The organism is Treponema denticola, assembly GCF_024400535.1.
In the GTDB taxonomy this organism is placed as follows: domain Bacteria; phylum Spirochaetota; class Spirochaetia; order Treponematales; family Treponemataceae; genus Treponema_B; species Treponema_B denticola_C.
In genome coordinates, this window is record NZ_CP038800.1 from 1,407,937 (window position 1) to 1,432,294 (window position 24,358).

The following is a 24,358-nucleotide window of genomic DNA, read 5'->3' on the forward strand; positions in this document are numbered from 1 at the left end:
TATGAAAAATTATGATGTCGTTATTATAGGAGCCGGAAACGGAGGACTTGCATCTGCTGCAAGTCTTTCGCAGGCCGGAAAAAAGGTATGTGTGTTGGAAAAACACAATATCCCCGGCGGCTGCGGTACAAGTTTTTGCCGAGGCCGTTTTGAATTTGAAGTTGCTTTACATCAGCTAAGCTCCATGGGAACAAAGGAAAACCCCGGCCCTCTTCGTAAGCAATTTAGACGATACGGAATTGAAGATAAAATCGAATGGATTCCTATCGAGTCTTTGTATAAAATCAATTTGCCTGATGGACGGGGAATTACTCTTCCTGCAGATAAAGAAGAAGTTCAAAAAAAACTGATTAAAGAATTTCCTGCAGAAGCGGAAAACATCAAAAGATATTATCAAACAGTTTATAAGTTTAATGAAGAGATAAATTCTTTTAGGGCAAAAAGTGCAGGCTCTACAGGAGAACCTTCGGGATTAAAAAAATGGCTTACCAAAACATTATTCCCTTCCGTATATCCTACTTTGACAAAGTATGCCGTACGAAGTACACAGGATGTTCTTGATGAGTTTTTTAAGGACAAGGCTCTGCAATTATGCCTTTCTGCCTATTGGTGTTTTATGGGTGTCGCTCCGGAAAACTTTCCTTTTACGATTCTTGCTATGTGTACTTATATTTATACCGAAGATAAGCCCTTTTATGTGCGGGGAGGTTCTCAAGTTATAAGTCAAGCCCTTACCGAGATGATTCGGGAAAACGGCGGAACTATTTTATTTAATAAAAAGGTTGAACGCATTATTATCGAAAACGGAAAAGCCTGCGGTGTTATCGATGATGAAGGAGAAGAGTTTAGGGCAAAGAAGATAATATCCAATATTTCGCCTACTCAAACCTATGCAAAACTTTTACAAAAAGAAGAAATTCCGGATTCAATCCGATCGTATTTTAAAAGCTATAAACCCGGTATTTCCGCTTTAACTTGTTTTATCGGGCTGGACTGTCCGCCTGAAACAATCGGCTTTACCGATTCTTTTAATTTGACCTATTCAAGTTTGGATGCAAATGAAGATTTTAAAAATGCCTATAAACTGGATACCTCAATCGATCCGATTATTTCTACCTGCTATACAGTAGACGATCCCAAAGTTTCGCCTCCGGGTACAAGTATAATTACGGCCGGAACTCTTAAATATTCGGAAGCGTGGGAAAAACTTTCGCCTGAAGAATACCACCAAAAAAAATATGAGCTTGCTTCAACAATAATTGACAGGCTCGAAAAACGTTTCCCCGGTTTACGCAGTCATATTGAAGAAATAGAAGTTGCAACTCCCTTAACTCATATGCGATATCTGGGACATCCTTCCGGAGCTATTTACGGATATGAGCAGGATTTACGCTCTTCGGTATTTTTCTTTCCTGCAACGGATAATGTTATTCCTAACTTGGTTTTTGCAAGCGGATGGGTAAATACCTGCGGTTTCGGACCTAATTATATGTTTGCCGATAAACTTGCCTCGTCATTATTAAAGGAGATGGACAATGAGTGATCTTAAAACTCTTATTATAAGCCGTATGGAAAACGGAGCAAATATATTAAATGAATTGGCTGTTTCAAAAAGAATAGGGAAGGATATTACGGTTGACGCATCGGCTGTCGAGAAAAAAATAAATCAATATCATCCCAATATTATGAAACTCATAGTTTCTGAAACGGAAAATATCGGCAATTATGCAAAAAAAATCCGCTTTGTAAGCGAAACAGGTTTTTTACCGATTTTTGAAGCAGGGCAGTATATCAACCTCTTTGTTCAAATTGAAGGGGTAAGAACTTCAAGGCCTTACAGCCTTTCTTCTTCTCCTAAAGAGCGAAGCTATTTTGAAATTATTGTTGCAAGACAGGAAAAAGGTTTTGTCTCCGATTATCTGATTGATAACGTAAAAGCCGGGGATAGGTTTGAAGCTAACGGCCCAGCTGGTGTATTTCATTTTAATCCGGTTTTTCATCATAAAAGACAGGTATTTTTGGCAGGTGGAAGCGGTATAACCCCCTTTCTTTCGATGAGCAGGGAAATACTTCATGCCGGTTTGGATAGGGAAGTTTATCTTATCTACGGAACGCGGAATGAAGAGCTTGCTATAAACCATGAAGAGTTAACTCGTCTTTCTGCCGAATTTAAGAATTTCCATTATTCTTTGGTTGTGTCGAATGATCCCGAATGTAAAAAATACCGTACGGGTTTTATCGATGCCGAATGTATAAAGGCCCTTGTTCCCGATTATAAAAATGCTACCTACTATATTTGCGGCCCTGAAATTATGAACCAGTTTTGCAGCAAGACTTTAACCGAAATAGGTATTTTGCCTAAACACATAAGGCGTGAAATGTTCGGTGCACGGCAGGATATTCAAAACGAACCGGGCTGGCCCGAAAACTTAAGCGGAAAAGAAACTTTTACGATAAAAGTCGGCGATAAGAAAATTCCTGCATTATCCGGTGAAAGCGTTCTGACTGCTCTGGAAAGATCCGGTATAAGAATGAATGTATGCTGCCGAAGCGGTGAATGCAGTTTATGCAGAATCCGTTTGGTTTCCGGAACCGTTTTTACGGCTCGCGGAGTTTTAAGCCGATATGCGGATGAACTTTTTAATTATATCCATTCGTGTAAAGTTTATCCTATAAGCGACTTGGAAGTTATTTTGTAATTTTATTTATGGAGGTATTAAAATGTTTTTCTTTACAGGTTATACATTAAAAACTGTAATTGGATTTGTCTTTTTACTGGTCATGCTCATAGGACTTAATGAATTGACAAGAAGGAGCAAATGGATTTCTATTATCTTTTATGTTGCTTTACCGATTGTTTTTTCTATCTTTGTTTGGCCTATCACGACTGCGAACGGAAGCTCAGGTGCAACATGGTTTGCATGGGTAAAAACTTATTCGGCTTTGGCAGGTGTAATAGGTTTTATGCTTTTACGCTATGTAAAAAAACTTGAGACAAACAAATTTATGCTTACCTTTCCCATGCTGATTTTGGTTATCAATATTTTGGAAGCTGTTTATGCGGATATTGAGTGTTATTCTATGCATGGGGTAGTACGCGGCGGTCTTTTGATGGAAGGAGGCCCTTGGAATATTATAAATGCAATTGCAGGTATATTTCTTTGCCTTTCTCTTTCGGGCTGGTTAAAAATAAAGATAAGCAATACGAAATCACGGGATATGATTTGGGCTGATCAATTATGGTTTTGGATTATTGCATACGATTTATGGAATATTTCTTATTGCTATAACTGTATCTCAAACCGATCTTTTTATGCAGGATTTACATTGATAGTTTCATGCACGGTGGCGGAATTCTTCTTCCGAAAAGGCGCATGGCTTCAGCATAGAGCTCAGACTCTTGCGATCTTTGCAATGTTCTCGCTTACTGCTAATTATGCCTCATATACGGATTGGTTCGGCATTACATCAACTCAGGCTGACGCTCCGAAAACAGTATTGGCTGTTGCTGCTTTGATTGTAAACCTTGCCGTATTTGCTTACGAACTATACATCATAAGCAAAACAAAGCGTAATCCGCTTAAAGAAGAAGTCTTTACCGATTTAAAATCATATAAGGCAATCCTTGCAGAAAATAAATTGAACTAATATTACTGACGGCCGTCCAAGTACGGCCGTTTTTTATAATTCTTACACTCTTGTTAATTAAAAGATAATATGATATTGTTTAACACGTAGATTATAATGAGGTATGTTTGTTATGATGAAATTTAAGCACATTTTTATGATTTTATTTTTTGCGGTAGTTTTTCAGATTTTGGGAGCTCAGGCTGTTCTAAGTCCCGAAGTTCTGAAAAAAATAAACGGAGCCGTATTTGAAGTTGTTGTTTTAAAACCGGAAGAAGGGAAGCTGGAATATGAAAAAAAACTTCCCATGGATAGAATTCCATTTGCAATACGAAACGACAAATATATTCCCATAGGAACCGCTTTTTTAATGGATGACGGCAAATTCTATTCTGCCGCCCATGTTTTTAACCTTTATGAAGAAAGTTTTTATAACGACTACAACCTCCGTTCGGTATCGGGGGATATTTATAAGGTAGGATCGGTTTTAAGTTACTCTGTTGAAAAGGATTTTATAATTTTTGAGGCAGAAAATTATAAGCATGTAAAAGGCGAAGGCCTTTCAGCCTTAAATGAATTTAACTTAAATACCCCCACCTTTTCCGTCGGCAATGCTTTGGGCGAAGGCATTATAATCCGTAACGGTCTTCTTACAAGCCAAACCTTTGAAGAAAGAAACGGAAAATGGAAGTGGCTTAGGTTTTCGGCTGCAGCCAGCCCCGGCAATTCAGGAGGACCGCTTATTTCACCTGATGGAATGGTTTTGGGAATTATTACCATGAAAAGTGAAAATGAAAATTTAAACTATGCACTTCCCTTTGCCGAAACAAAGAATATTGCAAAAAATCTAGGTACGGTCTATCTTCCTATTTTTTATAGGCTGCCGCATATTCTTGAAGAAAGCAGTTTTTATGAATTTAAGTATGAAGAAAAATTACCCAAAAAGCTGACGGAGGTTCGAAAATCGGTCCTGTCCGATTATAAAAAATTTACACTCAGCATTATAGATGACTTGAAGAAAAAATATAGTTTTTCCGGAGCCGAATCCTTTACCAAAGCCTTGGGTTCGGAAGAGATTATGTATGGAGCTTGGGCTCCTTCTTTTCCTCTTCATTTGGCCCGTCAGGGAAATAAAAAGTGGGGATTATTTATTCCCAATGATCTAAAAGAATATAAGCTTCCTCAAAACGGCAAAGTAGTTTACGGTAAAATGCTTAATTCAACCATGGCTTTGATAAAAAAGCCTGATAATGTAAGCGAAAAAGAACTTATACAATCCCCTAAATTATATATGGACTATATTTTAAGTGCTGATCGTATTTATAGGACCGTCGCAGGAGAAAAAGTTCCTGTTTTATCTTATGGACAGGCATCAAGGTCTGAAAGCCATATAGATGTTTACGGTAGAAAATGGCTTGTAAATTATTGGGAGCTTCCCTTTGCAGACGGGGAAGTTATATCGTATTCTCTTCCTGTTCCGGGAGGAATCTATGTTATGAGTAAAATTGATGCCATTTCTTCTACAAGGAACGGACATAATCTTGATTATAGTTTTATGACAGACTATATTCTACCTTCGTATAATGCAAATTTCGGAGATTGGAAAGAATTTTTATCTTTATCGCCCAAAGATTATCCTATTGACCCTATGCTTGCAGCAATTAAATTTGATTTTAATTCAAAGAATACGATTATAAAAGCCGGAGATTATGATTTTTCAATATCCAAAAAAGACTTTTCAAGTGATAAAGAAACTACCTTAGTGCTTTCTTTAGGATTTAATTTAAAAGGCAGTACGCCCGGTATTGAAGTGCGTAACTTGCAAATGTTTACAAAGGCCAGAAGCGATGATTATATATATATCGGGCTCTCAAAAAATTTAAAACCGCCTAAGGAAGCTCCCGAAAAAAATATAGAACAGTGGCAGCAAAAAATAAATCAAGCAGCTCCTTATAATGCGAAACCATATAATCAAGATCAGTATACATTTTATGATGAAATTCTTTTTATGGATGATATAAAAAAATCCGATACGGAAAAAATCAATCAATTGTATTATATAAGTTTAGAGTTAAAACAACAGGATAGGTTTGAAGAAATTCAAAAATTGGCTGCTGAAATAAAAAAAGGTTTAAAATCTCCCTTAAAAAAATAACTAGGGAATATTTATAGGAGGTATGATAAACAGTTCAGCTGAAATTCAGCTTCACTGTTTATCTACCGAGTTTTGTACTTACGGGTACAAAACTTCGCATTATTATATGTGTGTGCTTTTCGGCACACACTTGAAAAAACTCTTTTCGCAAATTGATATTTGCTGCAAAAAGGTTTTATAGGAGAAATTATGGCAAAAGAATTTAGAACAAAAGCCGAAATAGATTTAGGCGAAGGTTTTAAAGTTGAATGTGAGGCATCAGGCAAGAAAATTATTGCGGATGAGCCCTTGAGTTTCGGGGGAACCGATTTAGGAATGAACCCGATAGAACTTCTTTTAAGCGGTTTGGGAGCCTGTAAGTGTGTTACTTCAAAGGTAATTGCAAAGAAAAAAGGTCTTAAACTGGATTATTTGGCTGTTGAATGTATAGGCTTTTTTAGACCGGGTACACTGGGACTTTCCGATATTGAAACAATATATCATATTAAGTCCGATGCTTCCGATGAGGAGCTTGAAAAATTTATGGCTTTGGTTGACGACAGCTGTCCGGTACACGCCACAATCAAAAATCCTGCCCCGATAGCTCATAAACTGGTTAGAGTCTAGAAACATTGAGCACTGTACCCCGATGCTCTGCGTCGGGGTTGTTGATTTAATCCGTATCTTTAAGAGCTTCTTGTTTTTTAGCCTTTTTCTTGCGTCTATGCTTAACCTGTTTGCCGAGTTTTGCAGGGCGTACTTGGCTTCTCTCCATTGATACCTTAATTCCCAAATCATTTAAAACGCTTTTTACTGCAAATTCCAATTCCTTTCTTTGAGGGTTCATGGGGAGAATAAAGTGCCTGCATTCCTTGTAAACATAGGTATAAACTTCTTGCGGCGGCCCTTCGGGATTTGCAATCAGTCTGATGTAATCTTTAAGTAATGATTTTAAACATTCTCCCTGTTTTATTTGAGGTTTAGCGTCAACTTCCTTATCCAAAAGAGCAAGATTTTCTATATATATCTTTTTAAATTTTGAAGACGAATCTATAAAGGCGCATGCCCCAGGCTGTAGGTAAACATAGAGCTTAAAATCCAAAAGCTTTTTTATAATATCGCTTGCATGCCCGCTAAAAATAATCTTATTTATTTCTTCGGTTATTCTTGAAGGGGATACAAATTCCAAAAGATGGGCATTTTTCCGTATTTGAAGCTGTAGAAAAAACGGAATACCTGAATCCGTCATTGCTGCATACTTTATAGCCCTAATCATTCTTACGGGATCTTCTGAAAATATAAGTTTAAGCGGAATAATAGGTCTTATTTTTTTTTCTCTTATATCGTTAACTCCGCCTATATAATCGATTACGAGCTCATGGATCGGGTCATAATAAAGAGCATTTAAAGTAAAATCCCTTCGGTGTACATCCTCATCTATAGTTCCGAACTTATTTCCTATGCTTCCGTCTTCGGTTGATCTAAATGTGCTCACCTCATATATTTTTTCTCCGAAAAATATATGCACCAACCTAAAACGCCTGCCTATTATTCTTGAATTCCTGAATATTTTCCGTATTTTTGAAGGTTCTGCAGAGGTTGCAATATCGAAATCCTTTGGAACATGACCTATCAATAGATCTCTTACTGCTCCTCCTACTATGTAGGCTTCAAAACCTTGAGAATTTAAACGCTGTATAATTTTTACGGCTTCAATATCTATTTTTTCGAGGGCAATATGGTGCTCCTCCTGAGTATAGACTAAAGCCTGCCGAACCTGCTTTCCTTCGGCATTTTGACCGTATCGAACTAACATTTTTGAATGAATATATTGCATGTAAAAAGGCTTTATGTCAATGAGTATTGCCTATTTTTATCAAAATTCTATGGTTTTAGCTAAAAAAGCCCTTTAAAAATTCGTTGAAATATGGTATACTATCTTTTCTATACATTAGATAATTGCATATTGGAGAAGTTGCGAAAAAATATGACAATAGATAATGCAGGACTCGGAACTATAATCTCTACAGACATCGTTGTTTTAAATGATCAAGAAAGAACCTTGGTTAAGTATGCTTTTGAACGATTAAATGAAGAATACAAGACCACTGTTTTGGAAATAGGAAAAAAGCTCATGGATTTGGAAAGAATGTCGGCTGCGATTTCCCGCTTTCCTTCAATCCATGAAACAAGCGTTCTTGCAGGTGAAAAACGCAGCCAAGAAACCCTTATAGAAACTTTATGTAAAACTCCTTCCGATGCCCGTACTCTTTCAATGCCTACGAAGGCCGTATTGGGACGCGGCTTTCTTGTAGCAAAATTCCATATCTTTTCTGCTCTTACCAAGGTCGCTTCAAATTCATCATTTTCGGAAGAAAAAATTGAAGAACTTAGAGCTGCTACTATGAATATCATGTTTACGATTATGTCCGAAGATGTTTATATTTCTATTTTGGACAGCAATATTTTGGATAAACAAAAACAAGAAAAAGTTGCAAATGCCTTAACCTATCTTTGGGAGCACCGTTTGGATCAAAACACCACTTCATTTGCTCCCGTTCTAACCCGCGTTTGGACTGCCCGTGACACAATAGCTCCCGTATTCGGTACGATGATGGGCACCAGCGAGCTTTTTTTGCTTTCTTCCAAATTGGATGATTCTTGGCAAAGTTTTATGCTTGCAAAACTATCCAATAAGATTATAGGGCAGTCTTTGGAAGAGTTTTTATTCGGCATCTCATATGAAGATATCCTTTATGTACGCAATCAGCTGGTAAGCTGTAAGATCCTTGCAATGGGTAGAGAAGATGTTGCCAAGCTCTTAAATAAAAAACTGGATTTTGATAATTCCGATCCTCGTCATTTTTACTCTTCCTATGTGCAGCGCCGAAACAATGCCGATGCCCGTAAGCGACTCAATGCCGCCGGCCCTAAAAACACGATTGAAGACTACTACATCAGCTTTTTATTCGAAAAAGGCTTGGAGCTAAAAGACGGGAAGGCGGAGACAAAAAAGTAAGCCTTATTCTCGTCAAGTATTTTTGGGAAGAATATTGTTTCATTTGCCGGATTAATAATAGAAATTGTTTTTTTGTAAAATTGTCAAAAATTTGGCTAAGTCCTCAATACTTGTAATAAAAGGAAAATATATAGAAACAAAGAATTCTTTTTCGGTAGATGATGCGATATTATCTCCAATTTTATCGTAATTTTGTTCACTGCCATAATCTTTAAGATAGTTTTCAACGCCATATATTTCGAAGTGAACAGAACTAATTATATTCCAGTCAAAAAGTTGTATTTGATTCCTTGATATCTTTGTTGTAATTGAAACAGTATCAAAGTCGAACTCAATATCACATAATCCGATAAAGCTGATTACAGGGATAGGGTAAATATCCGGCTGATATTCTCCTTCGGAATTTTTATGATAATGACCATTAAAGAAACCTCTGTTTATTTTGCTGCCTGTATACTGTTTTATCAATGTTCTATGCAGTTCATGTGATTTATGGATTATAGGAGAATAAATTCGATTTAGTATTTCTCGTGTAGCTTCTGCCATAGCGTCTAATTTAACAAATTTGAGCCATTTATACAAGTTGTTTTTTTGCTAAAAATATGTCTGACCTAACTTCTATAGTATGTTTTTAGATTTTACTAATTCCCGGCCTTCAGTTTGTCTATCGTTTTGACCATAGGTTTATACCGTGAGAGATTTTTGTTTGTAACATTGTCCCATGCCGTGTACATGTGCCCGAGCATAGCAGGGTTGTCCTTGTACAAAAGCGAATAGTCTATGAGAGTGCTTACCGCTTTAATGCTCTTGAAACTTGTAGGCAGGACACGGAAGCTCTTGTTTAAAAAAAACGGAATGGAGCCGTAGTGTTCCAGCTCGTCATAGTGCCAGTCGCAGATGATGATGTCCTTAGGAATGAGGTCGACGGCGGGGTAGGTGCCGTTACATGAGCTTTCGTATTCGCCCTTATAACCGCTATCTTCATCCTCGCTGTCGATGAGGCGGTCGCCCCACATATACATTGTAAACCCGCGTTTTTTGACACAGTGATCGTAGAGTCTGTTCACGGCACCGGCGAACAGCTCGGCCTTGTCTTTTCCTCGGCAAAGGGGGCAGGCATCTTCGCCTATCAAAAATACTTCGTCCAAGCCGACGTGTATTTTTTTTACCGAAAAAACTTCGGTAATCTCGTCGATTAAACCGAATAAAATCGTGTAGACTTTTTCATTGGAAGAGCAGAGGCTTCGGCAATAAATACCCTTATTGCCGGGGTAGAGGCCGGGCGTTTCGTCCAGTTCGGGATAGGCTTTGAGCAGGGCAAAGGTTTTGTTTTTCCATGATTGATGGCCGAGGCAGTTTATTTCGGGGATGAGGTCGATGGAAAGCCTGCGGCATTCTGCAGCAATTTCGCGTGCAACGGTTTCGGAAAGCACATATTTGTTATAGAGTTTCGGATCGCTTTTCCATTGATAGTTATAGCCTATTTGAAGAAAAAGCGTATTGATTCCCCGTTTTTGTAAATCGGGCAGTTCTTTTATCAGATTTTTGCCCGTTTTGTCGGTATTTACGCTTGCGTGAAATGCAATGACGAATTTGCGTTTAGGCATGGTGCCGTTTGTTTGAGCGTAAACAGCCGGCTGTAAAAGCAAAAGCAGCAAGAAGGGTACGAGTACCATTGCTTTTTCTTTGAGAGTTTTTGCTATCATAGTGAACCTCCTCATTTAGTATACCGCCTTCATCACTCCCACTCAATAATTATCATAGCATATTTGTTTCTTTTATGTATTGTCAGTATCTATTAAGTTTCTAAAACCAAACATTTTATACCTATTTTTTGTGGTTTTAGAGGTTTTTAGTATCAAAACAGTATCAATAATGATACTAAAAATATTACTATCATAATCATTCCATTTTTATCTTTAATACCACATCACTATTGCTTAATAATCGCTTTATTTCTTCCTTGCTTAAATTTTTAATCTTCCCAATTCGAGTATATTCCCATGTGTTTGCTCCATAAAATACAACTATTTTGTTTCCGGAGTACAGCATTATATCTCCGGCTTCTGCTGTAATTCTTTTATCAGATGAGGAGTAAGTTTTACCCAATTTCTCCTACCTACTCGAAATCGCTATATTTAGATAACCGGGATGGTTACCTCTCCTTGTTTTAATTCTTCCTTTAGTTCCTTTACAGTATTATTGTTTTCCCATTCAACATCAAGTACAGTGCCATCTATTTGCATGTCTTTTATCATATTTTCGCATCTTTTCCAAAGTAATAGTCTGTTTAACGATTTCTTTTTCCGGTATTTTCTGTCCCTCGAATTTCCTCATGATAGAAATAATCCACGATCACCGGATGTCCCTGAGGGACTCTGCCATAAGGCATTTCATTATCCACAAAGGGACAATCATACTTTTTAGCCATTTCCTCAGCTTTTACTTCAAGTGCTTCAAAGTAGCTGCGGTTATGCTTGTTATAGATCTCATCATAAAGCGGTACAAGATCAGGATATTTTCCAGCGATATAATCCATAATCGTCTTCTTGAAACCGCCCCGAAGATTGAGATTTTCGAGCCAGAACAGATCGCACTGACCCTTTACCAGCTCAAAGATCGCTTCAAAATCCGTGATACCGGGGAATATCGGGGATACGAAACAGACTGTACGGATACCTGCATCATATACCTGCTTCATAGAAGCGATACGACGCTCAATGCTCGAAGCAGAGTCCATATCGTTCTTAAAATTTTCATCCAGGGTGTTGATCGACCATGAAACGGTTACTCGTCCAAGCTTCTTCAACAGATCAATATCCCGTACCACAAGATCAGACTTTGTGCAGATTAGAATATCTGCGTCACTGCCGATCAGCTGCTCCAGAAGTTTTCTGGTATTCCCGAATTGCTCCTCCTGTGGATTGTAACCATCCGTCACAGAACCGATGACCACCCGCTGTCCGGCATATTTCTTCGGATTTTTAATTTCCGGCCACTGCTTCACATCAAGGAAAGTACCCCATTCCTCCCTGTGTCCGGTAAAGCGCTTCATAAAAGAAGCGTAGCAATACTTGCAGGCATGTGTACAGCCTACATAGGGATTGACCGAGTAACCGCCTACCGGCAGACTGGACTTGGTCATGATGTTCTTTGTTTTCACCTCACTAATGAGGATTCCATCAATTACTTCTGCCATGATCTCTGTGCCTCCAACACTTTATTGAATTCTTCCGGCATTTCCTGAATCATATTTTTATCCCCTATGATAGAGATAAGGTCTTCCTTCATAAACACCGGGATGCCGAGCGCATGTGCCTGATCCGTCAGAGACCATGCCCATTCCGGCTCCGTATGAATCTTCCTGCTCTGAGCTCCGGTCATGGTGCCGACAACGATCCAGTTGATTTTGGAAAAGTCGACTGTACCAGAATCGTCGAATAACGGCTCAAAGGTAACATGGTAGTGTTTTGCTCTGACGTTTTTCCGAAGGGCGTCAATACGCCACAGTTCTGCTTTCCTCGTTACTGTAACGCCAAACCATGCGTTTTCCAGATCGGTATCAAACTCCAGCAGATCGGGGCGCTTGGTGAGAAACAGGAACTGATGCTGTGGATTTTCACGGATCTTTGCAAATACCTCGTCTCTCCATTTCAGCTTCCATCCAGAGAGATCGCTCATGCCGGTAAGAAGAAAGTTCTGCGGACGTTTCTTTTCCATCATCTTGAGCTTATCCGGGAAGAACTCAGGAACAGCGAAATCATCAATCATATGCCAGCGTTTCACATTGTTGCGGGCATAGCAATATGCACACCCCACTGTGCAGCCGATGACGATATTAATGTTCTGAATCTGATTTTTGATACAAATACTCATGACTCCTGCCAATCCTCAAGATTCTTTCTAATGCGGTCGAGGCATTCCTCAAACCGGGTAATTTCTTCTTCTGAAAAACCTTTGTAGTAAATGCTGCCCATCTCATCAGATACAGAATCGTACTCGCCCTTTAAGGCATGTGCTTTCTCAGTCAGAAACAGGAGTGTTTTCCTTTTGTCCGTTTCAGACTGAATGCGGCTTATCAGCCCTTGATTTTCCATTCTTTCCAGCATCGTCGTAAGAGAAGTTATCGCTAATCCACATTTGATCGAGAGTGACCCAATCGGGATTCCATCCTCCTGCCACAGCACATAAAGAATACGCCCCTGGGCTCCATTGAATGCATCAATATTCTTTTCACTAAGAATCTTCTCAAATATCCGATCTCCAAGCTGTTTTATTTTGGTGACAAGAAATCCTCCATTCATTTCCATACAAAAACCCCTATATAGTAGTTTATTAAAACATACTATATAGGAGCTTTATTGTCAACAGTTTGTATGTCTAAATAGAGGTAAATTCAAATTTATCAACCACTATTTCCACAAAAGCCTCCCACCAAAATGATGGAAGGCTTTCTAAACAATTTATCTAAATTCAACAACTTCTTTTTAAACCTACTTTTTCTCATTTTTAGTATCAAAACAGTATCACTAAGGAGCTTTTTGCTTCCGTAAACCGTTGTAATATTGTATTTTCAACGATTTTACGGAAGAAACATTTTTGTTACTCTACTCCCACTCAATAGTCGCAGGCGGTTTTGAGGTTATGTCGTAGACTATTCTGTTGATACCCTTTACTTCGTTTATGATACGGGAAGAAACCTTGTCCAAAACCTCGTAGGGAATACGTACCCAGTCGGCTGACATAAAGTCCGAGGTTTTTACTGCACGCAGGGCGAGGGTGTAGTCATAGGTTCTAAAGTCGCCCATAACACCCACCGTTTTTGTTGAGGTAAGAACGGCAAAATACTGGCTTAAATCCTTTTTTATGTCAGCCCGTTCAAGTTCACTCCGCCAGATAGCATCGGCTTCCCTTAAAATATCGAGCTTTTCTTCGGTTATCTCGCCCATGATTCTTATGGCAAGACCGGGACCGGGGAAGGGCTGACGGTGTACCAAATAATCGGGGAGGCCGAGCTCCGTGCCTAATTTTCTTATTTCATCCTTAAAAAGCGTTTTTAATGGCTCGATGAGGGACTTAAAACTTATGTGATCGGGAAGGCCTCCGACATTGTGATGGCTTTTGATTACGGCAGAACCCTTGGTACCGCTTTCAACTACATCGGCGTAAATTGTGCCTTGGGCAAGGAAGTCCACAGTTCCGATTTTTTTTGCTTCTTCTTCAAAAACGCGGATAAACTCTTCGCCGATTATTTTCCGTTTTTTTTCAGGGTCGGAAACGCCTTTTAATTTCCCCAAAAAACGGCTTTCCGCATTTACGCGGATAAAATTCATTGGAGCATCTCTAAAGGCTGCCTCTACCTCATCTCCCTCATTTTTACGCATAAGGCCGTGATCCACAAAAATGCAGGTTAAATTTTTACCGACAGCCCTATTTAAAAGAGCCGCAAGCACGGAAGAATCTACTCCTCCCGATAGGGCTAAAAGCACCTTGCCGTCTTTTACGGTATTTTGCACATCTTTTATTGCCTCGGCTAAAAAGCTTTTCATATTCCAATCGCCTTTAGCACCGCAAACATTGTATAAAAAGTTTTTGATTATATTTTGCCCTTCTTCGGAATGTTCAACTTCGGCATGGAATTGAATGCCGTAAAGTTTTTTTTCTTTATTTGCCATGGCCGCATTTTTTGTATTTGCCGTTTGAGCTGCCGAAATAAAGCCCTCAGGCAGGCGGGAAACGCAGTCTACATGACTCATCCAAACAGAAGATTTATCTTTTATGTTTTTAAAGAGCGGAAGATTAGTGTCGAATTTTGTTAGGGTTTTGCCGAATTCTCTTTTTAAGCTTTTTTCGACCTTGCCGCCTAGGCAATGGGCCATGGCCTGCATACCGTAGCAAATGCCTAAAATCGGAATATTTAAGTCAAAAATTTCTTTTGGGGGCAGGGGAGCTTTTTCTTCATAAACGCTGTTAGGCCCTCCCGTAAAAATTATACCTATGGGCTTATTTTCCCTTATGTAATCAATGGCCTTTGAGGCCGGAACAATATCCGAATAAACATTTAGGTCACGCACACGCCTTGCTATGAGCTGATTATACTGACCGCCGAAATCTACAATTAAAATTTTTTCCGTAATCTTCATAAAAGTATTTTAGCCGATAAGAGCTTTTTTTTCAAGTAAACCAAGTTTTTTTTTACGAATGCATAAAAAACTCCATTTTTAGGGCTTTTTTCATATCCTTACGCTGAAGGCTGACTTATAATATAATTTAGCGCCTCCGACAGTAAAATTTAGCCTGAAAATAAGTTTTTTTATTTAATTCCTAATTACAATAAATTCTTTTTAAAAGTGCCGCCTATAATCGAGGCAAGGATATTGAATTGTTTATCGAATGCGACAATGTCCGCTTTGATATATTTTCATTCGATTAAAGCAAATCCTTCTTAAAATTGCTATGTTTTCAGCAGTATTTTTTTCTCAGGCTTTGACATTCATCATCCCTAAATATTACATCTTTTTCTTCTCTACTATGCCCGATATCGAAGGTTTCAAATCTTAAAAGTGTGTCTTGAAAGTCTTTATCTTCTATGGAAAAATAGTCTCTTACATCATTATATGTTGCCGGTTGATTTTCTTTTAGAGCTAATACGTAATCACAGTTTTTCTTTGTTCCCACCTCATTTTTAGCCAATCTTGTTTTACTTCGGCAAATTCTCCTATTTCAAACACAGTTTGAACCCCGCTGCAAACAGCGCATAGTGCTATTACCAATTTTTTCCAAAAACTATGTGCGCTTATTTATATAATCTTCGTGCTCTTGTCGTGCGGGAGAAAAATGCGGCCTTGCCTTTTTAGGCTAATCCGTGCTATAATAACCCTTGAGGTTTTTATGAGCGATATTGAAAGTCAAATGTTAAAGAAGGGGCTTATAAAGGTTCCTATCGATGAAAAAAGTGCCGGAAAAGAAAGTCCTTATAAGAGAGTTGCCAAATTTCTTTTTATAATCGGAGCGGAGCAGGCTGCCGATGTTTTAAGGCAGCTTACCAAGGAACAGATAGACAAGGTTGTAGCAGAGCTTGTTACGGTTCAATCGATAGATAAAAAAGAAGCCTATGATATTCTAAATGAATTTAACGATATCTATAATAAAAACCAAAATCTTTTAGGCGGTGTCGATACGGCTAAGACAATCTTAACCGAAGCCTTCGGCGAGGCCAGGGCAGAAAAAATTCTTGAAACTGCCGTGCCTCCTAAAATGCCCAAACCTTTTGAGTATCTTGAAGGTATGGATAAGGAGCGCCTGAGCCGAATTTTACAAGGCGAGCTTCCGGCTACAAAGGCCATAGTCCTTTCTCAATTGGAGCCTAAGCAGGCTGCGTCCTATATAAGTTCCATTGAAGATGAAGACGAAAAAAAAGACATCATCTTACGCCTTGCAAAACTTAAAAAGATAGATGCTGAAGTTCTTACTCAGGTAAGTGAGGCCTTAAAAAAGAAACTTGCCGATGTAAATTTAAACCGCACAAGCTCGGTTGACGGTGTTTCCGTATTGGCCAATATCTTGCGTAAACTGGATTATGAGACCGGCTCAAGTATTTTGGATTCTCTTGATCTTGAAGATGAAAATTTAACCGAAACTATAAAACGAAAACTTGTTACCCTTGATGATATTATAAATATGAATCCAAAGCACATTCAATATCTAATCTCTCCTATGACCGATAAAGAATTGGCTCTTTTGATACATAATCAAAGCGAAGAATTTAGAAAGGTAATCTTGGCGAATATGTCTAAAAGCCGTGCTGCCTTGGTTCTCGATGAAGAACAGTATATGGGACCTGTTCTAAAGCGTGATCTAAATAATACCGTTGAGCACTTTTTAGCCCGAGTGAAAAATGAAGCAGAGCGGGGAAGAGTTATTATAGTAAAAGATGAAGACGATAAGTTTGTGTATTAGGTATCTAAAAATTCCGGACTTGCCGGTTCTGTATTTTTATGCTATAATTAGTTTATGCAAACAGAAAATACGGCTTATTTAAGTAATGAAGACTCTTATACAATATTCTCTTTTGGTGATAAACGATTAAAGTTTATAGCACCTTATTCATTGGAGAGATATGGAGATGTTGTTAGTTGGGATAAGGGCTATCTTGTCGTTTCTGCTAAATATGCTCATAATTCTGAGTTTGAAGAAGAATATATTGATTTAATTCCTATATTAGAAAATCTGTATATTGATACCGAAAAATTTTTATCATCAATTCAAAAGGTGGAGGTAAGATATGCCTGATTTATATAAGATTGCCGATGAAGCCGATGTAATTGCTAATGGTTTTGCTTTTAAAAAGATTCCTGAAGGAATACGAGTTTTTAATTTAAATAACGGGTATGGTGCAGCAGTCTTTAAACAAGACGGAACATTAATTGAAACTAATATGGACGATATTGAAATAATTGTTTCAAAAAAATATTTAAAAAGTTGTTTAAAATATATGGAAGATTAAGATGCCTAAATATTTTTCTTTTAAAGTTGCAGGATATTATTTATATTTTACTTCTAAATGTATTATTGAGGCCTTTCATGTTCATGCAAGTGATTCAAAATTGACGGAAAAAAGTTCGGCTAAATTTTTTGTTAAAAGTGACGGCGAGACAATAATTCAGAATCGAGGAGTCCTCAATGATAAAGACCTAAGAAAAATACAGGGTTTTATCAAAGAGCGGTATATTGAAATGTATGAAAAATGGTGTGAGTATAGCCATGAGAGTTTTTACACGGGAAAATAGGTTTTAATAAAATTATACTTCTATGATTTTTCCCCCGATTGAATAAAATAAAAATTTATGTAAAATAATGGATGGAGAAAATTATGATAACCGGAAAACGTTTTAAATTTATTCTATTAACTTTTATTTTTGCTGCAGGTCTTTTTTTTACGCAGGCCGGTGTTCTTTTTGCACAAGATAAACCTGATGCTCTAAAGCTTTACAGGCAGGGCCGCAGCCTTGATTCCATAGGAAGGCGTGAAGATGCCGGAACCGCTTATCTATCCGCTATAGAAATTTGCCGTAACGAATTAAAGGTAAATTCTAAGAATATGGATTCTTATGCCGTATATACATGGTGCCTTTTTCGATTGGGCCGATACAAGGACACCGAACTGGTATGTAGTGATGCCTTAAAGATCGGGAAGGATGCAAGAATTATCGAAACCTTGGCAGAGGCTCAGTTTTTCCTAGGGAATTATAAAGACGCGTTGCGGAATATGGAAATGTATATCGAGATGGCTCCCAACGGCGAGCGTATAAGCGTTGCTCACTTTTTTGTCGGAGAGATTTACCGAAATACAAAAAAATATCACAAAGCCGATATTGCTTATTCCATTTCAGTGCACTTGGAGCCTTCCAATTCTCTTTGGTGGTATAGGCTTGGAATTGTCCGTGAAGCGGCCGGAGAAAAAGAAGGTGCGATTGCAGCCTATCAAACGGCAGTAAAACTCCGCCCCGAGTTTAAGGAAGCAGCCGAAGCCCTCAAACGGGTAAAGATTTAAATGCCTCAGCCTCTAATAGATTCCTTACAAAATTCTATCCGCTCATGGAAGGACATGAAAGATGCCTTCGATGAGATAGATGAAAATTCTTATCCCTACAACATTACAGGAATTTCCGGAGGCCTTTTTGGATTTTTTTTAACGGAATATTTGTATACGACCCGTAAACCTGTCCTCGTGGTAGTTCCGACAGAAAAGGAAGCGGAGGCCGTAAGAGCCGACTTGGATTTTTCCGGAATAGAAAATTTTGTGTTGCCTTGGTGGGGCTCTCTTGCCTATAGACCTATTTCGCCTACAGCTCCCGTCTTTTCCGAACGAGCCGAAGTGCTGATCCGCCTGCTTGAATCCGGGAATGAATCCTATACAAAAAACAAACCTCCGGTTTTTATTACCTGCCAGCGTTCCTTTTTAACTCCGGTTCCTCCGGCCGATTATTTAAAACAAAATAATGTAGAAATTACGGCAGGTTCAAGCCTTGATATTTTAAGCCTTGCGGAGCTTTTAAGCCTTTGGGGTTACATAAGAGTTCCGCGTGTAAGCGTGAGAGGTGAGTTTGCCTTGCGGGGAGAGGTCTTGGATATCTGCCTTGCTTCCAATTCGGGTTCGGAAAAAACGGCTTACCGAATCCAATTTGATTTTGATAAGGTAGAAAAAATAAAGAGCTTTGATATAGCAAGCCAAGGTTCTTTAGAGGAATATAAAAAAATTAACTTCTATCCCGTAAAGGAAGTAATTTGGAATGATGAGCGTATTGACTGCTTGGAAAAAAATTTAAAAACCTATTCGGAATTTTCTGAAAGTATTTTAAAAATTATTGATGCCTTAAAAGAATATAAAACATTTGAAGGAGAAGAAATTTTTTATCCTCTTGCGTTTCAAAAATCTTCTTCCGTTTTAGAATATGCGAAATTAAATAAGATTCCTGTTTTTTATTCGGACTATGACAGACAAAAAAATTCTTCGGAAATTTTACTTAGAGAATATATGGGGCTTTATAAAAAAACCAAAACTCAATTTGATGAAAACGAAAAACGAAAAGCCCTTATTTCTGAATATCCCGAACCTCAACGCATCTTACTTCAATTTGAAAGCAATGTACAAAAATATAATAAGTCTATTTATTTTAGAACTTTAGCCGAACAAGAAGATAAAAATAAAACTCTTAAATTTAAAACCGATCCTCCCCGCAGTTTTTTCGGGAACATAGTTTATTTACGCGAAGAATTAAATAATCTTTTAAATGATGATTGGTCTATCTTCGTATTTGCTGAAAGCAATAATCAAGCCCTCCGTATCGAAGAAATTCTGCACGAAGACAGAATAAAAATTTTACCTTATAACCTTTCAGGCGGCTTCGGTATTCCTGATCTAAAAATTTTGGTAATCCACGAAAACGAGATTTTCGGCCGCCGCCGAAGAATTCCAAAATCTGTAAAGACTGCAAAGAGTTCGGTTATCGATACATTTATCGAATTAAATCCGGGAGACTATGTTGTTCATGTAAATTACGGCATAGGAAAATTCCGCGGTATCGAACGCGTTAAAATTTTAGATACGGAAAGGGATTATATAAATCTTTTATATGCAAATGATGAAACCGTTTTTATTCCGATTGAGCAGGCCGACCTTGTTCAGCGTTATATAGGAAACGAAGGAGAGGCTCCTCATCTCGATATCCTCGGCTCAAAGTCTTGGGAGAACAGAAAGAACAAGGTAAAAAAATCGGTTGAAGATATAGCCGCAAAACTCATCGACCTTTATTCTAAAAGAAAGGCGAGTATGGGCTTTGCTTTTCAAAAAGATGATGAATGGCAGACAGCTTTTGAAGCGGCTTTTCCTTATGAAGAAACCGATGACCAGCTTACCTGTATCGCCGAGGTAAAAGAGGACATGGAAAAACCTGTTCCCATGGATAGGCTTATCTGCGGAGATGTAGGTTACGGTAAAACCGAAGTTGCAATGCGGGCTGCCTTTAAGGCCGTTATGAGCGGTAAGCAGGTTGCCTTTTTGTCGCCTACAACTATTTTGACCGAACAGCATTTTGAAACCTTAGACAAGAGGTTTAAAAACTTCCCCGTAAAGTTAGCCCGCCTTTCCCGCTTTGTTCCAAAGGGCGAACAAAAAAAAGTTTTGGAAAAATTAAAAAAAGGCGAAGTGGATATTTTAATCGGAACTCACCGCATAATTCAAAAAGATGTTGTCTTTAAGGATTTGGGTTTGATGATTGTCGATGAAGAACAACGCTTCGGTGTTAAGGATAAGGAAAGATTAAAACAGATGAAGCACAATGTGGACTGTCTTTCCCTTTCTGCAACTCCCATTCCGCGAACCCTTCACATGTCGCTTTTAAAAATAAGGGACATGAGCGTAATTGCAACTCCTCCTCAAAACAGAAAACCTGTCGAGACGGTTATCGCCGAGTTCAATGCGGAAAAAGTTGCCGAAGTTATAAGACGGGAATCGGAGAGAGGCGGGCAGGTTTTTTATCTTCATAACAGGGTTGAAAGTTTGGATGAAACTCTTTTTATGCTTCAATCTCTTTTACCCGAGATTATGATTGAAACGGCACACGGCCAAATGTCTCCAAACCAACTGGAAGAAATTTTTGAGCGCTTTAGTTTGGGCGGTTTTCAAGTTTTAATTGCTACCACCATTATCGAAAACGGCATCGACATTCCGAATGCCAATACCATCATCATAGACCGAGCCGACATGTACGGCGTTTCCCAGCTTTATCAGTTGAGGGGAAGGGTAGGCCGCTCCGACAAAAAGGCCTATGCCTATCTTTTATATCCTGACGATAAGGCTCTTTCCGAAATTGCTATGAAGAGGCTTCAAGTTATTTCAGACTTTACCGAGCTCGGTTCCGGTTTTAAGATTGCGATGAAGGATATGGAAATAAGAGGAGCCGGAAATCTTTTGGGCAGGGAACAATCGGGAGATATTTATTCCGTAGGCTTTGATTTATATTTGCGTCTTTTGGACGAGGCTGTTCAAAAACTTCAAAACCAAGATTATGAACCTGTTCAAGAATCCGTTATCGAGCTTGAGTATTCGGGTTTTATTCCCGATTCATATATTTCAAGTCCCGAAACCAAGATGGAAGTTTATAAAAAAATTGCAGCCGTTAAGGTGCAGGGAGACCTCGACAGGGTTTACTCCGAAATTCTTGACCGCTTCGGCCCTGCCCCCTCCGAAGTGGAAAGTCTTTTGGCTCTTTCAGAAATAAAAATTATCTGCAATCATCTTTCTATTGCAAGTCTAAAAGAAAGAAAGGCTGCTGTCCGCATCGAGTTTGCCCGTGTATCAAAAATCTCTGTAGATAAACTTTTGCGTATGATAAAAGAATCCGCAGGCCGTGTAAGCCTTGACCCAAAAGCCCCGAATGTCCTCATCCTCCAAACCGGCAAAATCGGCTTAAAAGAAAAAAGCGAATTCATCCGCGAAAAACTCGGCAACTTGATGTAGGAAACTTAACCGCAAGGGCCGCTAAGAGCGCAAAGAGTTTTATGAATCTTACTTGACAAATTATTTACATATATTATAGAATATATTCTACTATGAGAAATAGAATATAAATATTAAGATAAAAAATTCCTCAGGTGGTATATTCTTGAAAAGGAGCTTGTTTATGGACAAAAAGAAAATAAAAGCTATTTTTGAGATTGCATGTTTGTACACTGTAGTTATGTTTTTTATATATTTTATGGGCAAATATGCTTCTTATATTGCTTATTATGTTTTTGCGGATCCATCAAACCGTAGTGAAACATATAAATCTTATGCATACCTTATTATGAGTGTATCTTTGTGTTTTATTTTACTTCTTATTTTGTACCTTTGTAAATTAAAACTAAAAGATGTTATAAAATTTTCTAAATTTAATTTTGGTTTTGTTATAAGATTAGTTTTTATTCAACTGTCAATGCCTTTTATATTGAATATTAATTCTTCAAAAGATATAAGTTTAATTTTTAACAGTATTAAATTTTGGTTTGAAGCATTACAGGGTAAAAGACTTGTAATATATCAAACGCTATTTAAATCGCAAATTGACTTAAATTCTTTTATGCTTATGTATATTATTATTGTTGGACCTATAGTCGAAGAAATATTCTATAAGCATGTTATTTATGATAAACTAAAAACTGTTACATCTGTCAGAATTGCTGCCATGATAACCGGCTTATTGTTTTTTTGCGGACATATGCCTTATTATGAACTAAAAATAAATATATTAAGTTTACTTTTTCTTGGTCTTTTAACTACCTATTGCTATGAAAAAACAAATACGGTCTGGACATCAATAATTATTCATTCTGCATATAATGCTTATGTTACATTTATACCTATAACTAAACTAGATTTACGTATATTAATTTATTTAACTTTTTTTGTTACTGCTCTCGTAATCATTACAATTGATGTTATCAAATATGTAAAAGTGCGGAAAACTTTTAATGAAGTACAATAAGATAAAAAATTCCTCAGGTGGTATATTCTTGAAAAGGAGATTATTTATGGACAAAAAGAAGATAAAAGCTATTTTTGCGATTACAGGTCTGTATGTTTTATTTGTTTTTTTTGCATATTTTATGGGTAAATATGCTCCTTATATTGCTTACTATGGTTTTACGGATCCATCAAACCGTAGTGAAACATATAAATCTTATGCATACCTTATTATGAGTATATCTTTATGTTTTATTTTACTTCTTATTTTGTATCTTTGTAAATTAAAACTAAAAGATGTTATAAAATTTTCTAAATTTAATGTGATGTTTATAATAAAATTATGGATTTTTCAATATGCATTTATGTTTGTAACAACTTTTATTTCATGGAATAATCTTGTATCTATTTTTAATGCCGTTAAATTTTGGTTTGAAGCATTGCAGGGTAAAAGAATTGTGATATATCAAACTATATTTAAACCGCAAATTAATATTGATTTTGGAGTTTTTTTTATTTTATACACAATAATACTGGGTCCTATAGTCGAAGAGTTATTTTATCGAGAAATTATTTATAATAAATTAAAAAAAATAATTTCGATTAAACTTTCCATCGGTATAACTGCTGCCCTATATGCATTTTCTCATATTCGAAGTTTTACATTTAGTATGAATATTATTTATCTTATGTTTCTCGGTATTTTTCTTACATATCTATACGAAAAAACCAAAAAAATTCTTGCGCCTATATGCTTACATATTATGTATAATGCTTTTAATACCCTTATTGCATGTTTAAAACAAGATTTTGCTATATTACTTTATCTTATTATGTTCGTTTCTGTTCTTATAATCCTGACAATTGATATTATCAAATATGTAAAAGTGCGGAAAACTTTTAATGAAGTACAAACCGATACTTTAGCTTAATACTAATGCTTTATTGATAAAATTTAACCGGATATTCTCAAAACAATCTCTACACCTTAATCCCTAGCTCATCTATATCCAAGCCGGATTTTTGTTCAAAGTATTTTTTTAGTTCGATATGTTTATTCCATTTGTCTTGGGGATAATAACCGTGGCGTTTTTTTACATCGCTCATTCTCTCTTCGATTTTTGCAGAACCTTGAGGGAGAGCGATGCTGTCGCATAGCTGAATGAGCCTGTCGTAATCGTCATATTCGTATTCCTCGATAAGCTTTTTTATTTTTTTATACGCTTCAGGACTGACATCGTTTTTGCCGATGTAGGTTTCTATTTTTTTTATAGAAAAAGAATGAGTTATACATACTCGGGCAGCCTCATCATAGCCTAATTTCATAAGATACTCATAACCGTCTATCACATGGGCAAGGGCTGTTACGCCTTCCCTCCGTCCTATATCGTGGAGGAGCCCCAAAATATAAGCCTTGTCGGGGTTTAAGTCCTTGCATGCGGAAGCGATTTTTTGCGCACACTTGGCTGCAACGATGGAGTGTTCTCTCCAAGGGCCGGGATTTTTTAAATAGGCTTCTTCAAGTAATCTTTCTGCTTCTTCTTTAGAAGGTAACATTTTTTCCTCAAAAAAA

Annotated in this window: 25 protein-coding genes; 15 read left to right on the forward strand and 10 right to left on the reverse strand. The window is 37.5% G+C overall.

Annotated elements, in window-relative coordinates:
- Nucleotide 1: 1 nt before the first annotated feature.
- From E4N78_RS06595 to E4N78_RS06620, 6 genes are all read left to right on the forward strand, one after another.
- On the forward strand, nt 2–1,543 hold the full coding sequence (locus E4N78_RS06595; protein ID WP_002669427.1) for a phytoene desaturase family protein: 1,542 nt from the start codon (nt 2–4) through the stop codon (nt 1,541–1,543).
- A complete protein-coding gene (locus tag E4N78_RS06600; protein ID WP_010697480.1) occupies nt 1,536–2,699 on the forward strand; it encodes an iron-sulfur cluster-binding domain-containing protein in 1,164 nt (387 codons plus the stop codon). Before E4N78_RS06595 ends, E4N78_RS06600 begins: the two co-directional genes overlap by 8 nt.
- Nucleotides 2,700–2,721: 22 nt before the next feature.
- Nucleotides 2,722–3,648 carry a DUF5692 family protein gene (locus tag E4N78_RS06605; RefSeq protein ID WP_255812240.1) on the forward strand — a complete coding sequence of 309 codons (927 nt, stop codon included), beginning with the start codon at nt 2,722–2,724 and terminating at the stop codon, nt 3,646–3,648.
- A 112-nt stretch (nt 3,649–3,760) separates the two neighbouring features.
- Nucleotides 3,761–5,782 carry a S1 family peptidase gene (locus E4N78_RS06610; RefSeq protein WP_255812241.1) on the forward strand — a complete coding sequence of 674 codons (2,022 nt, stop codon included), beginning with the start codon at nt 3,761–3,763 and terminating at the stop codon, nt 5,780–5,782.
- A 22-nt stretch (nt 5,783–5,804) separates the two neighbouring features.
- Complete coding sequence (locus tag E4N78_RS06615; RefSeq protein ID WP_255812242.1) at nt 5,805–5,963, forward strand: hypothetical protein; 159 nt, start codon at nt 5,805–5,807, stop codon at nt 5,961–5,963.
- 8 nt (nt 5,964–5,971) lie between these two features.
- Nucleotides 5,972–6,388, forward strand: a complete 417-nt coding sequence (locus E4N78_RS06620; protein WP_002690193.1) for an OsmC family protein — start codon at nt 5,972–5,974, stop codon at nt 6,386–6,388.
- Between the two features lie 46 nt (nt 6,389–6,434).
- On the opposite strand, the gene pcnB is transcribed toward E4N78_RS06620, so the two are convergent.
- Nucleotides 6,435–7,577, reverse strand: coding sequence for a polynucleotide adenylyltransferase PcnB (gene pcnB, locus E4N78_RS06625; RefSeq protein ID WP_255812243.1), 1,143 nt, complete (start codon nt 7,575–7,577; stop codon nt 6,435–6,437).
- Nucleotides 7,578–7,748: 171 nt separating this feature from the next.
- Here pcnB and E4N78_RS06630 point away from each other — a divergent pair, with 171 nt between their 5' ends.
- Nucleotides 7,749–8,780 (forward strand): hypothetical protein, encoded by a 1,032-nt coding sequence (locus E4N78_RS06630; protein ID WP_255812245.1) that lies wholly within the window; start codon nt 7,749–7,751, stop codon nt 8,778–8,780.
- 51 nt (nt 8,781–8,831) lie between these two features.
- Here the strand turns inward: E4N78_RS06630 and E4N78_RS06635 are convergent, their stop codons facing one another.
- From E4N78_RS06635 to E4N78_RS06670, 8 genes are all read right to left on the reverse strand, one after another.
- Nucleotides 8,832–9,326: a hypothetical protein gene (locus tag E4N78_RS06635; protein WP_255812247.1), complete on the reverse strand. Its 495-nt coding sequence runs from the start codon at nt 9,324–9,326 to the stop codon at nt 8,832–8,834.
- 95 nt (nt 9,327–9,421) lie between these two features.
- Nucleotides 9,422–10,486 carry a family 20 glycosylhydrolase gene (locus tag E4N78_RS06640; protein WP_255812249.1) on the reverse strand — a complete coding sequence of 355 codons (1,065 nt, stop codon included), beginning with the start codon at nt 10,484–10,486 and terminating at the stop codon, nt 9,422–9,424.
- Between the two features lie 196 nt (nt 10,487–10,682).
- Nucleotides 10,683–10,889 carry a cyclophilin-like fold protein gene (locus E4N78_RS06645; RefSeq protein WP_255812250.1) on the reverse strand — a complete coding sequence of 69 codons (207 nt, stop codon included), beginning with the start codon at nt 10,887–10,889 and terminating at the stop codon, nt 10,683–10,685.
- A 181-nt stretch (nt 10,890–11,070) separates the two neighbouring features.
- Nucleotides 11,071–11,979 carry a radical SAM mobile pair protein B gene (locus E4N78_RS06650; protein ID WP_255812251.1) on the reverse strand — a complete coding sequence of 303 codons (909 nt, stop codon included), beginning with the start codon at nt 11,977–11,979 and terminating at the stop codon, nt 11,071–11,073.
- Nucleotides 11,967–12,656, reverse strand: a complete 690-nt coding sequence (locus E4N78_RS06655) for a radical SAM mobile pair protein A (RefSeq protein ID WP_255812252.1) — start codon at nt 12,654–12,656, stop codon at nt 11,967–11,969. Before E4N78_RS06655 ends, E4N78_RS06650 begins: the two co-directional genes overlap by 13 nt.
- The gene (locus E4N78_RS06660) at nt 12,653–13,090 is read right to left on the reverse strand and encodes a radical SAM mobile pair system MarR family transcriptional regulator (protein WP_255812253.1); all 438 of its coding nucleotides are present in this window, start codon (nt 13,088–13,090) and stop codon (nt 12,653–12,655) included. Before E4N78_RS06660 ends, E4N78_RS06655 begins: the two co-directional genes overlap by 4 nt.
- Nucleotides 13,091–13,387: 297 nt before the next feature.
- On the reverse strand, nt 13,388–14,923 hold the full coding sequence (gene guaA / locus E4N78_RS06665; RefSeq protein ID WP_255812254.1) for a glutamine-hydrolyzing GMP synthase: 1,536 nt from the start codon (nt 14,921–14,923) through the stop codon (nt 13,388–13,390).
- A gap of 319 nt (nt 14,924–15,242) precedes the next feature.
- On the reverse strand, nt 15,243–15,473 hold the full coding sequence (locus E4N78_RS06670; protein WP_255812255.1) for a hypothetical protein: 231 nt from the start codon (nt 15,471–15,473) through the stop codon (nt 15,243–15,245).
- Between the two features lie 198 nt (nt 15,474–15,671).
- Here E4N78_RS06670 and E4N78_RS06675 point away from each other — a divergent pair, with 198 nt between their 5' ends.
- The 8 genes from E4N78_RS06675 to E4N78_RS06710 all read left to right on the forward strand — a co-directional run bounded on the left by E4N78_RS06675 (nt 15,672) and on the right by E4N78_RS06710 (nt 23,717).
- The gene (locus tag E4N78_RS06675; RefSeq protein ID WP_255812256.1) at nt 15,672–16,739 is read left to right on the forward strand and encodes a flagellar motor switch protein FliG; all 1,068 of its coding nucleotides are present in this window, start codon (nt 15,672–15,674) and stop codon (nt 16,737–16,739) included.
- A 54-nt stretch (nt 16,740–16,793) separates the two neighbouring features.
- The gene (locus E4N78_RS06680) at nt 16,794–17,072 is read left to right on the forward strand and encodes a DUF7724 family protein (RefSeq protein WP_255812258.1); all 279 of its coding nucleotides are present in this window, start codon (nt 16,794–16,796) and stop codon (nt 17,070–17,072) included.
- Nucleotides 17,065–17,286 carry a DUF7723 family protein gene (locus E4N78_RS06685; RefSeq protein WP_010699228.1) on the forward strand — a complete coding sequence of 74 codons (222 nt, stop codon included), beginning with the start codon at nt 17,065–17,067 and terminating at the stop codon, nt 17,284–17,286. Before E4N78_RS06680 ends, E4N78_RS06685 begins: the two co-directional genes overlap by 8 nt.
- 1 nt (nt 17,287) lies before the next feature.
- Nucleotides 17,288–17,569, forward strand: coding sequence for a DUF4160 domain-containing protein (locus E4N78_RS06690; RefSeq protein ID WP_255812259.1), 282 nt, complete (start codon nt 17,288–17,290; stop codon nt 17,567–17,569).
- Between the two features lie 83 nt (nt 17,570–17,652).
- Complete coding sequence (locus E4N78_RS06695; RefSeq protein WP_255812260.1) at nt 17,653–18,333, forward strand: tetratricopeptide repeat protein; 681 nt, start codon at nt 17,653–17,655, stop codon at nt 18,331–18,333.
- Entirely contained in the window at nt 18,334–21,801 is a 3,468-nt protein-coding gene (gene mfd, locus E4N78_RS06700; RefSeq protein ID WP_255812261.1) for a transcription-repair coupling factor, read from the forward strand.
- Nucleotides 21,802–21,964: 163 nt separating this feature from the next.
- Nucleotides 21,965–22,807, forward strand: a complete 843-nt coding sequence (locus E4N78_RS06705; RefSeq protein WP_255812262.1) for a CPBP family intramembrane glutamic endopeptidase — start codon at nt 21,965–21,967, stop codon at nt 22,805–22,807.
- A 46-nt stretch (nt 22,808–22,853) separates the two neighbouring features.
- The gene (locus tag E4N78_RS06710; RefSeq protein WP_255812263.1) at nt 22,854–23,717 is read left to right on the forward strand and encodes a CPBP family intramembrane glutamic endopeptidase; all 864 of its coding nucleotides are present in this window, start codon (nt 22,854–22,856) and stop codon (nt 23,715–23,717) included.
- 49 nt (nt 23,718–23,766) lie between these two features.
- Here the strand turns inward: E4N78_RS06710 and E4N78_RS06715 are convergent, their stop codons facing one another.
- Nucleotides 23,767–24,342, reverse strand: coding sequence for an HDOD domain-containing protein (locus tag E4N78_RS06715; protein ID WP_255812265.1), 576 nt, complete (start codon nt 24,340–24,342; stop codon nt 23,767–23,769).
- Nucleotides 24,343–24,358 lie beyond the last annotated feature (16 nt).